This is a genomic window from Corallococcus praedator (genome assembly GCF_003612125.1).
GTDB lineage: Bacteria > Myxococcota > Myxococcia > Myxococcales > Myxococcaceae > Corallococcus > Corallococcus praedator.
Window position 1 is genome coordinate 1 of sequence record NZ_RAWI01001426.1, and the last position, 388, is coordinate 388.

Annotated in this window: 1 pseudogene; it reads left to right on the top strand. The window is 59.8% G+C overall.

From position 1 onward, the window contains the following. Nucleotides 1-388: pseudogene (locus D7Y13_RS44740) on the top strand (hypothetical protein); the annotation flags it as partial.

A 388-nucleotide genomic window follows, 5' to 3' on the forward strand; every position in this document is an offset into this window, starting at 1 on the left:
CCAAGATGCACAGCATCACCCTGCAGTTGGCGGCCGTCACGCAGAAGATGTCCGAGAAGTTCCAGAACACCTCGGCCGACACCAACGAGATCCGGGACCATCTCGCCGACTTCGACGACTTCTTCCGGCCGCTGCGCAACTACTTCTACTGGGAACCGCACTGCTTCGACAGTCCGGTGTGCTGGTCGCTGCGGTCGATCTTCGACACCCTCGACGGCATCAGCGTGTTGTCCGACGACATCCAGGACATCGTGCCCGACATCGAGCAGTTGGCCACTCTGACACCGCAAATGGCGGCTTTGATGCCGGCGATGATCCAGACGATGAAGAACCAGAAGCAGTACCTGCTCAACCAGTACCAGGCGCAGAAGGCTCAGCAGGACCAGAC